The following is an 11,777-nucleotide window of genomic DNA, read 5'->3' as shown; positions in this document are numbered from 1 at the left end:
GCGTCCGTCGGATCGGCGGACCTTGCCGTCAGCGGCGCAGGGTGAGGATCAGGTCGGCCACCAGGGCTGTCCAACCGGTCTGGTGCCAGGCGCCCAGGCCGGCCCCGTTGTCGCCGTGGAAGTACTCGGGGAAGGCGATCAGGTCGCGCCAGTCCGGGTGGGTCTGGAAGAGCTGACACGCACCGTAGATCGGCCGGCGACCCCAGTCGTCCTGGGTGAAGAGCGCGATCAGCCGGGCGGAGAGGTCGTCGGCGATCTCGTCCAGGGTGCGCTTCACCCCGGAACGGGTCGGGTACTCCACCTGGAGGTCGTCGCCGAAGAACGCCGCGTAGTCACGCAGTGCGCTGATCAGCAGGAAGTTCGTCGGCATCCAGATCGGGCCACGCCAGTTCGAGTTGCCCCCGAACAGTCCGCTTGTCGACTCGGCCGGCTCGTAGCCGACGGAGAACTCCTGCCCACCGAGGGTGACCGAGAACGGTTTGTCCAGGTGCGCGCGGGACAGCGTCCGGAGGCCGAAGTCGGAGAGGAACTCGTCGGGGTCGAGCATCCGGGCGAGCAGACGGACCACCTGCTCCGGGCCGACCATCGACAACAGCCGCTGCTGCCGGCCGTCGGGGCCCAGCCGGCGGGTGCCGATCACCTGCGCGTACTCCGGGCGGTTGGTGAGGAACCAGCGCAGCCGGGCTCCCAACTCCGGCAGGTGGTGCAGGGTCCGGGCCGTGAGCCGGGTGGTCGCGGCCAACGGCAGCAGCCCGACGACGGAGCGGACCTTCAACGGCACCTTCGTACCGTCGGCGAGGCGCAACACGTCGTAGAAGAAGGCGTCCTCGTCGTCCCACAACCCCTGCTCGTACGCGGCGGCGGCGATGTAGGCGAAGTGCTCGAAGAACTTGGTGGCGGTGTCCACCCAGGTCCGGTCATGCTCGGCGAGCACGATCGCCATGTCCAGCAGGTTGAGCGCGTACATGCCCATCCAGCCGGTGCCGTCGGACTGCTCCAGCACCCCGGCGACCGGCAGCGCCGCCGAGCGGTCGAACGGCCCGACGTTGTCCAGCCCGAGGAAGCCGCCCTCGAAGACGTTGTTGCCGCCGGTGTCCTTGCGGTTGACCCACCAGGTGAAGTTGAGCAGCAGCTTGTGCATCACCCGGGCCAGGAACTCGTAGTCCCGGCCGCCGTCGATCTCGAACACCTTCAGCGCGGCCCACGCGTGCACCGGCGGGTTCACGTCACCGAACGCCCACTCGTACGCCGGGATCTGGCCGTTGGGGTGCAGGTACCACTCGCGGAGCAGGAGCAGGATCTGCTCCTTGGCGAAGCCCGGGTCGACCCGGGCGATGCTCACGCAGTGGAAGGCCAGATCCCAGGCCGCGTACCAGGGGTACTCCCACGGGTCGGGCATGGAGATGACGTCGAAGCTGGTCATGTGCCACCAGGCGCTGTTGCGCCCGTGCCGACGCCCGGCCGGCGGCGGTGTCGAGCCCGGGTCGCCTTCGAGCCAGCGTTTGACGTCGAAGTGGTAGAACTGCTTGCCCCACATCAGCCCGGCGATGGCCTGCCGGGCGACCAGCGCCTCGTCGGGTGTGGCGGCCGGCGGGATCACTCCGGCGAAGAACCGGTTCGCCTCGGCCCGCCGCGCCCACACCACGGCCTCGAAGCCGTCGCTGAGGTCGGCCGGGGGCGGCGGCGCGGCGGCCGGCGGCGACGCGGTACGGGTCAGCCGCAGCCGGATCTGGCGTTGCTCGCCGGCCGGCACGTCGAGCACGTAGTGCAGTGCGCCCTTGGTGCCCTCCCGGGCCGGGTTGACCGTGGCCGCGCCGTTGACGACGTGGTCGTTGATGCCGTCCTTCGGGTACGGCGAGCGGCCGGGCAGCCCCCAGAGCCGTTCGGCGTTGGTGTCGTTGTCGCAGAGCAGCGGCACCGGGCCGCCGTCGCCCTCGAGCAGCAGTTGGCCGAGCACCCGATGTTCGCCGACGAGGCGGGTGCCCTGGCCGGTCAGCCGGGGGATCCGGTCACCGCCGGGCAGGCCCCAGGACCAGGTGTTACGGAACCACAGGGTGGGCAGGACGTGCAGGGTCGCCGCCCGGTCGCCCCGGTTGGCGACGGTCACCACCATGCAGAGGTCGGTCGGGGACGCCTTGGCGTAGTCGACGGTCACCGCCCAATACCGGTCGTCGTCGAAGATCCCGGTGTCCACCAGCTCGTACTCGGTGTCGTCGCGGCCGCGCAACGCGTTCACCGCGACGAGTTCGTCGTACGGGAAGGCGGCCTGCGGGTAGTGGTACCGCCAGCGCATCCAGGAGTGGGTGGGCGTGGAGTCCTCGTACCACCAGTACTCCTTGACGTCCTCGCCGTGGTTGCCGCCGTCGCCGCCGAGGCCGAACATCCGCTCCTTGAGGATCGGGTCCTTGCCGTTCCAGAGGGCCAGGGCGAACGCGAAGGTCTGTCGTTCGTCGCAGACGCCGGCCATCCCGTCTTCATTCCACCGGTAGGCTCTGGACCGCGCGTGGTCATGCGGGAAGTAGTCCCAGGCCGTACCGTGCTCGCTGTAGTCCTCCCGTACCGTCCCCCACGCCCGTTCGGACAGATAGGGACCCCATGCACGCCAGTCCTGCTCCCCCGAGTCAGCCTGGGCGAGCCGGAGCCGCTCAGCGTCGGGTGGCGAGGCGTCGGAGGACGATCGGTCAGTGATCACGTGCACATCTTTGACGTCGCCGCGGTACTTGACCACAGCGGCCATTCTCGTCGTGGCGTGTTACACCCCGCCGCCGGTGGAGGAAAGTTGATCGACATTCACTTCGGCCCGCAGATCTGTGGCGATCTGACCAGCGCTGCCAGCCGGGAGTGGCTGGTCCCCGACGGCCTCGGCGGCTACGCGATGGGCACGGTCGGCGGGCTGCGGACCCGTCGCTACCACGGTCTGTTGGTGGTTCCCGGCGAAACGCCGGCGTCCCGTCAGGTGGGACTGGTCAGTCTCGATCCGGCGGTCACCCTGCCGTCCGGCGCGCGGGTGCGCCTCGGCGCGCACGAGTGGGCCTCCGGCGACGTGGACCCGCGCGGCTTCGAGCTGTTGGAGCGCTTCGACCTGGTCGACGGGCTACCCCGCTGGCGGTGGCGGATCGGCGCGGTGGTGATCGAACGGGAGCTGGCCATGCTGCCCGGCCGCTCCTGCGTCGCCGTGGTGCACCGGCTGGTCGCCGGCGGTCCGGTCCGGCTGGAGCTGTCGGCCGCCTGCACCTGGCGGGACGCGCACGGCGAACGGCGGGCCGACGGCCCGGTCCCGCAGGTCGAGGCGGTGGCCGACGGCGCGGTGGTCGAGGGCGCGTACCGGCTCGACGGCCCGGGCTGGGCCCCCGAGGGGCAGTGGTGGCTGGGCGTGCACCACCGCGAGGAGGCCAACCGGGGGCTGCACCCGGACGAGGACCTCTGGTACGCGGGCCGCTTCTCCGGTGAGCTGGAACGCCCCGGCGACACGGTGTCGGTGCGGGCCTGGGCCGGTCGACTCGACGAGGAACCGCCGCCGGCGGAGGAGATCGTGGCGACGGCCCGACGGCGCAACCGTCAGGTGGTGGCGACGGCGAAGCCGGCCGACGACGTGGACGCCACCCTGGCGCTGGCCGCCGACGCGTTCGTGGTGCGCACCAACCAGGCCGCGGTGGACGTGGTCGCCGGGTACCCCTGGTTCGGGGCGTGGTCGCGGGACACGATGATCTCGTACGAGGGGTTGTTCCTCTGCACGGGTCGCGCCGACGAGGGTCGTGAGCTGCTGCGGGCGTACGCGGCGACGCTCTCCGAGGGGATGCTCGCCAACACGGCCGACACCGGGCGGGTGGAGTACAACACCGTCGACGGCACGCTGTGGTTCCTGCACGCGGTGAGCCGGCACGTCACCGTCACCGGTGACACCGACCTCGGCGACGAGCTGCTGCCCGCGCTACGCGCGGTGATCGACGCCCACGTGGCCGGCACCCGGTACGGGATCCGCGTCGACCCGGCCGACGGGCTGCTCACCCAGGGGGCCGCCGGCACCGCGCTGACCTGGATGGATGCCCGGGTGTACGGGGTGCCGGTCACCCCGCGTACCGGCAAGCCGGTCGAGGTCAACGCGTTGTGGATCAACGGGCTGGCCGGGCTCGCGGAGCTGACCGAGCTGGCCGGGCAGAACGCCGACGAGCTGTGGCGACGCCACGGGCAGGCCACCGTCTCGTTCCGGGAGCGGTTCCCGGCTCCGACCGGTTGGCTGCACGACGTGCTGGACGCGCCCGCGCCGGCGTACCCGCTGGGTGGCGCCGCCCTGCACGACGACGACGCGTTGCGCCCCAACCAGTTGCTGGCCTGGTCGCTGCCGTACGCGCCGATGGAGCCGGACGAGGCCACGCTGCGGCGGGTCGCGGGCGGGCTGCTCACCCCGCTCGGGCCGCGCAGTCTCGCCCCGGACTCCACGGAGTTCGTGGGCCGGCACCGGGGCGGCCCGGCCGACCGGGACGGGGGCTACCACCAGGGCACGGTCTGGCCGTGGCTGCTCGGCCCGTACGTGGACGCCGCACGCCGGGGAAAGGTGTCCGTCGATGACGTATTCGTCGGCATTGAGGCCCATTTGATGGAATATGGGTTAGGCTCGGTAAGCGAGACGGCCGATGGCCTCGCGCCGCACACCGCTACCGGGTGCCCGTTCCAGGCATGGTCGGTGGCCGAGCTGCTGCGGGTGCGGCGAAAGAGCCAGTAGCGCTTTACACGACCGCAACGGTGGTGTCGCCGCTGGTTATCGCGATCCCGGCAGGATTGGCCTCGATCCAGACGCGGCGGCGACACCCATTCCGGTGTCGGTCGGCGCGCGCCCGGGGACAACTCAAAGGGGGCCGCATGTCACTCGATGCCCACGTGATCGACATCAACCCCGCCCGACAGCTGCGGGTGCTGATGCTCTCCTGGGAGTACCCGCCGGTGCTCGTCGGCGGTCTCGGCCGACACGTGCACGCCCTCTCCGTCGCCCTCGCCGCCGCCGGCCACGAGGTCACCGTCGTCACCCGCCACAGCGAGGGCGCACCCCTGGAGGAGTACGCCGAGGGCGTGCGCATCCTGCGCGCCCCCGAAGACCCGGTGGCCTTCCCGCTCGCCACCGGCTCGCTGCTGGCTTGGACCATGGCCTTCAACCACACCCTCACCCGCACCGCGCTGCGCGCCACCCAGGCCGGCTCCTACGACGTCATCCACGCCCACGACTGGCTCGTCGCGCACACGGCCGTCACCCTGGCCGAGCACCTGGACCTCCCCCTGGTCACCACCATGCACGCCACCGAGGCCGGCCGGCACCAGGGCTGGCTGCCGGAGGAGATGAACCGCACCATCCACGGCGTCGAGCACTGGCTCAGCAGCTCCTCCATTCGGGTGATCACCTGCTCCGGGTACATGCGCGACCAGGTGACGGCACTGTTCGACGTACCGGCCGCCCAGGTCGACGTGGTGCCCAACGGGGTCGACGACAGGGCCTGGCGGGCCCGCCCCCGAGCGGTCGCGTCGGCCCGGGCGCGGTTCGCCGGGGACGGCCCGTTGGTCGGGTACGCCGGGCGGCTGGTCTACGAGAAGGGCGTCCAGCATTTGGTGCACGCCGTACCCCGGCTCCGCGAACGGCACCCCGGCCTGCGCGTGGTGATCGCCGGCGACGGCCCGTACCGCGCCGAGTTGGAGGCGGAGGCCCGGCGACTGGCGCTCAACTCGACCGTCCGGTTCACCGGGTTCCTCGACTCCACCCAACTGCCGGCCATGCTCGGCGCCACCGACGCGACAGTGGTCCCCAGCCTCTACGAGCCGTTCGGCATGGTGGCGCTGGAGGCGGCGGCCGCCGGCGCGCCGCTGGCGGTGGCCCGTACCGGCGGCCTCGCCGAGATCGTCGAACCCGGCGTGACCGGGGTGACGTTCCCGCACAGCGACCCGGACGCGCTCGCCGGCGCGGTCGGCCAACTGCTCGGCGACGAGGTCTTCGCCCGGCGGTTGGCCCGCCGGGCCCGCACGATGGTCGGTGAGCGGTACGGCTGGGCCACCATCGCGGCCCGCACCGCCGCCAGCTACGCCGCCGCCCGTCGCGAACACGGCCCCGTGCAGGCCCGCCGCGCCGCCGCCCGACTGGCCGGCGGGCGGAGCCGGATCGCCATCCCGGAGGGGAATCTGCTCGCCGCCGTCGACCACGCCGCATGCTGAGCTGAGTCGGACGACCGATAGGTGACTTCCGATCCGCTGGTTAGGGTGTAGCCCGGACAGCGGCTGAGGAGGAGCGTGCACAGGTGCTGATCGCCGGTCGGTACCGGCTGCTCGACCTGGTGGGTCGCGGGGGCATGGGTCGGGTGTGGCGCGCCCACGACGAGATGCTGCACCGCGAGGTGGCGGTCAAGGAGATCGTCCCACCGAGTTGGTTGGCCGATCGTGAACGGGAAGAGCTGCGCTCGCGCACCATGCGGGAGGCCCGCGCCGCGGCCCGACTCAACCACCCCGCCGTGGTCCGGCTCTACGACGTCGTCGCGGTCGAGGGCAGCCCGTGGATCGTCATGGAGTACGTCCCGTCCCGCACCCTGCAGGACGTCGTGGACGCCGAGGGCCCCCTGGAGCCCGCCCGCGCGGCCCGGATCGGCCTGGCCGTGCTCGACGCGCTGCGGGCCGCGCACACCGCCGGGGTGCTGCACCGCGACATCAAACCGCAGAACGTGCTCGTGGCGCACGACGGGCGGGTGATGCTCACCGACTTCGGGCTGGCCACCTTCGACGGCGGCGACGGCGCGATGACCCGCCCCGGCATGGTCCTCGGCTCCCCGCAGTACGTGGCCCCGGAGCGGGCCGCCGAGGGGGCGTCCACGGTGGCCGCCGATCTGTGGTCGCTCGGGGCGACCCTGCACGCCGCCGTGGAGGGGCAGTCCCCGTACGCCCGCAGCACGGCGATGGCCACCCTGAGCGCACTGGCCGCCGGCCCGCCGGACCCCGCCCCGCACGCCGGGGCGCTCGCGCCGGTGCTCGACGGGCTGCTGCGCCGCGACCCGCGCGACCGCCTCGACCACGACACCGCCCGTCGGTTGCTCAGCACTGCCGCGACCGGCCGCGCCGACCCGCCGTCGGCGACCGACCGGCCCTCGGCCGACGGGCCGGTGCCGGGGCTGGTTGGCCAGCGCGCCACGGCGGACGACCCCGACGACCAGGACCCCACCAATCCACCGCCCGACCCGGCCGCCTCGGCCGTAGCCGTCAGCGCCTCCCCCACCCCGGCCCCGGACCCGGCGGCCGCCGGGCGTACCGCACGTCGGGTGGCGGTGGTCGCCGTGGCGCTGCTGGTCGCCGTCGTGGCCGGCGTCGCGACCGCGCTGACCGTCGCCGACGACACGCCCCGCGACACCACCGGCTGGTCCACCCCGCCGCCGAACCGTCCGACCAACGGCGGGCCGTTCGGCCCCGGCCCGCCACCCGGCCCGCCGCCGAACGGGCGGAACGTCCCCCCGCCCCCGTTCGCCTGCGTCCGCCCCGACATCGTCGGTACGCCCGTGCAGGCCGGCACGCCGAACTCGGGCGAAGAGTTCCGTCCGCCGCCCGGCTGGGTCTGGCACGCCGACACCGCCGGCTTCCGGGTCTCCGTACCGGCCACGTGGCTGACCTCCCGCGACGGCACGGTGGCGTGCTTCCAGGACCCGGCGACCGGCCGGGCGTTCAGCGTCGCCGAGGGTGGCGCCGTCGATCCCCTCGAACGGCTGCGCACCGCCCGCGACACCGCAGCCGGGGCAGGCTCCCTACCGGGGTACGACGAGATCCGGCTCGCCGCGGGCGATCGTGACGCCGAGTGGGAGCTCCGCTGGCAGACACCGCACGGCACGTGGCTGCACGCCCGGCAACAGATCCTCGGGGCCGACCGCTGGACGCTGGGTTGGATCACCCGGGACGAGGACTGGGCCGGGGCCACCGCCGACTGGGAACGGGCGCGAAAGAGTTTCCGAGCACCCCGCTGACCTGCACCGTATGGCCATGATCCGGACCACCGTCCGGCGTGGATCGAGGCCGCTCAGTGGATGAGAAAGCCGACATCGGTGGCTATCGTGGATCCCGGGGTGACCGAGGGGGAGCGACCGTGCATCAGTTGCTGATCGCGGGTCGGTACCGGCTGCTCGACCTGGTCGGCACCGGCGGAATGGGCCGGGTTTGGCTTGCTCGCGACGAGATGCTGCATCGCGACGTGGCGGTGAAGGAATTCGTGCCGCCGTCCTGGCTGGCCGAGACCGAACGCGAGGAGTTGCGGCTCCGAACCCTGCGTGAGGCACGCACCGCCGCCCGACTCAACCACCCCAACGTGGTCCGCCTCTACGACGTGGTGCACGACCGGGAGAGCCCCTGGATCGTGATGGAGTACGTGCCGTCGCGGTCGCTGCAGCAGATCATCAGCGCCGAGGGGCCGCTGAGCCCGCAGCGCACCGCCCGGATCGGGCTGGCGGTGCTCGCCGCGCTCCGGGCCGCGCACGCCGCCGGGGTGCTGCACCGCGACGTCAAGCCGCACAACGTCTTGGTCGCCGACGACGGACGGGTGGTGCTCACCGACTTCGGACTGGCCACCTTCGACGGCGGTGACGGTGTGATGACCGGGCCCGGCACGGTGCTCGGCTCACCGCAGTTCGTCGCCCCCGAGCGGGCCCGCGAAGGCGTGTCCGACGCCCGCACCGACATGTGGTCGCTGGGCGCGACGCTCTACGCGACGGTCGAGGGGAAGTCACCGTACGCGCGCTCCAGCGCGATGGCGACGCTCAGCGCGCTGGCCACCGAACCGCCGGACCCGATGCGTCGGGCCGGCCCGTTGGGCCCCGTCCTCACCGGCCTGTTGCAGCGCGACCCCTGGCGGCGGTTGACCGCCGTCGAGGCGGAGCCGCTGCTGCGCGCCGCCGCGGCGAGCCACGACGAGCCGGCCGGTCCGGTCCGGTCCTCGGCGGTGGCGGCGGTCCGCAGCGCCGGCCGGGCCCTCGCGCCCCACCCGGTCGAACCGGTGGCCCCGTCGGACGAGCCGGCGACGCCGACCCCGAGCCCGCGCCGACCCGGCCGGCGGCGGCGCCTGATCGCCCTGGGTGGTGCGGCCACCGCGCTGCTCGTCGCGGGAGGCGTCACGCTGGCGCTGGTCACCCGGCACGACGAGCGGACGCCACCGTCCGGCTCAGGTGGTGGCGCGCCGACCTCCCGACCGGCGGCGTTCGCCTGCGCGTCGGCCCCGCCACCGTCAGCGACCCCGGTGGTGTCGGCGTCACCGCCGGCCGACGTGAAGTACGCGCTGCGCGAGGGCTGGACCTGGTACGACGACCCGACCGGGTTTCGGATCGCCGCGCCGGTGGGGTGGGCGCGCTGGACCGAGGGCCCGGCGACCTGCTTCCGGAGATCCGGCGGGTCCCGGGTGCTCAGCGTCGAGGCGGGGCCGGCCCACGCGGATCCGGTGGCGCACTGGAAGGCCGAGGAGACTCGGCTGACCGCGAGTGAGGCGCTGCCGGGCTATCGCAAGGTGGACATCTCCGCGATGGACATCTTCGAGGGTGGCGCGGTGTGGGAGTGCGGTTGGCAGAACGCCCTCGGCGTCGCGGTGCACAGCTTCCGGCTGCTGGCCAACACCTCGGCCGACCGCTCCTACACCGTCTCGTGGTTGACAGAAGAGTTCGACTGGCAGGTCAACGCGGCATACTTGCCGATGATCCGGCAGAGCTTCACCCCCACCCTGTGACACCGTCTGATGTGGACCTTCCGGGTGATGCCCCTGCGGCGCCGACGCTGACTACAGTGGCGTAGTTTTGGGCGCTCAAGATCCCTGGGGAGGGTGAGCCGAGATGATGGGACCGCAACACGCGCTGTCTGGCGCGGCGGTGTGGTTGGCGGGCTCCTGGGCGCTGGAGCAGTTCGCCGACTACCACCAGTCGCCACTCGCGTTGGCGGTGGGCACCGCGGTGTGCGCCGGTGGCGCGCTCTTTCCCGACCTCGACATGTCGGGCAAGGTGACCAAGAACCAGGGTGGGGCCACCGTGGCCCGTACCTTCGGAGTCTTCTCGCTCTTCGCCGCCGAGGTGATGGAGAAGGTCTCCCTCGGGGTCTACTACGCCACGAAGCTCAGCAGGGACCCACGCCGCAACAACGGGCACCGGACTCTGACCCACACGCTGCCGTTCACCGTGCTGGTCGGTTGGGGCACCACCGCGCTCTGCGCCGCGTACGGCAAGTGGGCGGTCATCACCATCCTGTTCTTCATGTTCGGCCTGGCCCTGCGCGGGCTGTTCGACGAGTGGGCCGAACGGGCCGGCTGGGTGATCATCACCCTCGCCTCGGCCGGCGCGGCCTGGTTCACCTTCGCCAACCTGCCGGGCGGACGCGGCTATCCCCTGATCGGCACCGCGCTCGGCGTGGGCTGCTTCGTACACATCCTGGGCGACATGATCACCCGAGCCGGCGTGCCGATCCTCTGGCCGATCCCGATCAAACGGCGCATGTGGATGATGATCGGCCTGCCGAACAGCATCGCCCTGCGCGTCGGCAGCAAGGCCGAGGTGGTCGGGATGCGCATCGCACTGACAGTCGTATCCGCGCTCGCGACCGTCGGCCTGATCGCGCCCTCGGTGCTGAGCCGATTCGACATCGACATATGACCGATCCGGTGCCGGTGGTCCCGCCAGCCGAGGACGAGCGCGTGCCGGAGTTCTGCCGCTCGCTGGGGCTACCCGGCCTCGCCGACGTGCACGTGCACTTCCTGCCACCGCGACTGCTGCGTCGGGTGTGGGCCTACTTCGACGCCGCCGGGCCGCTGGTCGGCACCGAATGGCCGATCCGCTACCGGTGGAGCGACGCCGACCGGGTCGCGCACCTGCGCCGGCTCGGGGTACGGGCGTTCAGCGCATTGGCGTACGCGCACCGGCCGGGCATGGCGACGGAACTCAACCGCTGGACGCTGGACTTCGCCCGCGACACCCCCGGGTGCCTGGCCTCGGCCACGTTCTACCCCGAGCCGGACGCCCCCCGGTACGTCGAGGCGGCCCTCGCCGAGGGCGCCCAGCTGTTCAAGCTGCACCTGCAGGTGGGCGGTTTCGCGCCGACCGATCCGGCGCTGGACCCGGTATGGGGGATGCTCTCCGACGCGGGTGTGCCGGTGGTGGTGCACGCCGGGCACGCGCCGGTGGGGACCGCCCACACCGGCCCGGACCCGTTCGCCGCCCTGCTCGCCCGCCACCCCCGGCTGACCGCCGTGGTGGCGCACCTGGGCGCCCCGGACTACCGCGCCTTCCTGGACCTCGCCGAGACGTACGAGCGGGTCCGGCTGGACACCACCATGGCGTTCACGTCGTTCTTCGACCAGTTCGTCCCCTTCCCCGCCGACGAGTTGCCCCGACTGCGCGAGCTGGGGCTGGCCGGCAAGGTGCTGCTGGGCAGCGACTTCCCGAACATCCCGTACCCGTACGCCGAGCAGGTGACCGGGCTGGCCCGACTGGACCTGGGCGACGACTGGCTGCGCGCGGTCTGCTGGAACAGCGCCGCCGCCCTCTTCAACCTGCCCTGACCCGCACCCCGCCCCACCCCGCCCCCGCGCCGCACCCCGCCGCTCCCCACCGCGATCTTGCACTTTCTGTCCCGACACAAGGTGCATATCCAGCCATGTCGGCAACAGGAACTGCAAGATCGGCGCGGTCCGCTCGCTACGCAGGCGCGCCGCGCGACCGCTGAATTCTTTTCGACATCGGCTATTGACGTCGCCGTAACAGGTGGCCTAGCGTCCTGTCGAACCGCTTCGTCGAAAC

7 protein-coding genes are annotated in these 11,777 nt (G+C 72.5%); 6 read left to right on the top strand and 1 reads right to left on the bottom strand.

Translation table 11 applies throughout. The annotated features are described in order from the left end of the window. Window positions 1–28: 28 nt before the first annotated feature. Window positions 29–2,737 carry an MGH1-like glycoside hydrolase domain-containing protein gene (locus tag ACIBD9_RS23635; RefSeq protein WP_396720908.1) on the bottom strand — a complete coding sequence of 903 codons (2,709 nt, stop codon included), beginning with the start codon at window positions 2,735–2,737 and terminating at the stop codon, window positions 29–31. A 42-nt stretch (window positions 2,738–2,779) separates the two neighbouring features. Between ACIBD9_RS23635 and ACIBD9_RS23630 the strand changes: the two genes are divergently transcribed. The 6 genes from ACIBD9_RS23630 (at window position 2,780) to ACIBD9_RS23605 (ending at window position 11,539) form a co-directional block, all read left to right on the top strand. Further along, window positions 2,780–4,723, top strand: a complete 1,944-nt coding sequence (locus ACIBD9_RS23630) for an amylo-alpha-1,6-glucosidase (RefSeq protein WP_396720907.1) — start codon at window positions 2,780–2,782, stop codon at window positions 4,721–4,723. A 137-nt stretch (window positions 4,724–4,860) separates the two neighbouring features. Beyond that, window positions 4,861–6,195 carry a glycosyltransferase family 4 protein gene (locus tag ACIBD9_RS23625; protein WP_396720905.1) on the top strand — a complete coding sequence of 445 codons (1,335 nt, stop codon included), beginning with the start codon at window positions 4,861–4,863 and terminating at the stop codon, window positions 6,193–6,195. Between the two features lie 83 nt (window positions 6,196–6,278). Continuing rightward, complete coding sequence (locus ACIBD9_RS23620) at window positions 6,279–7,979, top strand: serine/threonine-protein kinase (RefSeq protein WP_396720903.1); 1,701 nt, start codon at window positions 6,279–6,281, stop codon at window positions 7,977–7,979. A gap of 119 nt (window positions 7,980–8,098) precedes the next feature. Further along, the gene (locus ACIBD9_RS23615; RefSeq protein WP_396720901.1) at window positions 8,099–9,721 is read left to right on the top strand and encodes a protein kinase; all 1,623 of its coding nucleotides are present in this window, start codon (window positions 8,099–8,101) and stop codon (window positions 9,719–9,721) included. A 103-nt stretch (window positions 9,722–9,824) separates the two neighbouring features. After that, complete coding sequence (locus ACIBD9_RS23610) at window positions 9,825–10,634, top strand: metal-dependent hydrolase (RefSeq protein WP_387171503.1); 810 nt, start codon at window positions 9,825–9,827, stop codon at window positions 10,632–10,634. Next, a complete protein-coding gene (locus ACIBD9_RS23605; protein WP_396720899.1) occupies window positions 10,631–11,539 on the top strand; it encodes an amidohydrolase family protein in 909 nt (302 codons plus the stop codon). Before ACIBD9_RS23610 ends, ACIBD9_RS23605 begins: the two co-directional genes overlap by 4 nt. Window positions 11,540–11,777 lie beyond the last annotated feature (238 nt).

The sequence above is a fragment of the Micromonospora sp. NPDC050784 genome, assembly GCF_044456765.1.
In the GTDB taxonomy this organism is placed as follows: Bacteria; Actinomycetota; Actinomycetes; order Mycobacteriales; family Micromonosporaceae; genus Micromonospora; species Micromonospora foliorum.
The sequence above is the reverse complement of the archived record's forward strand: the minus strand, read 5'-3'. Positions and strand labels throughout refer to the sequence as shown.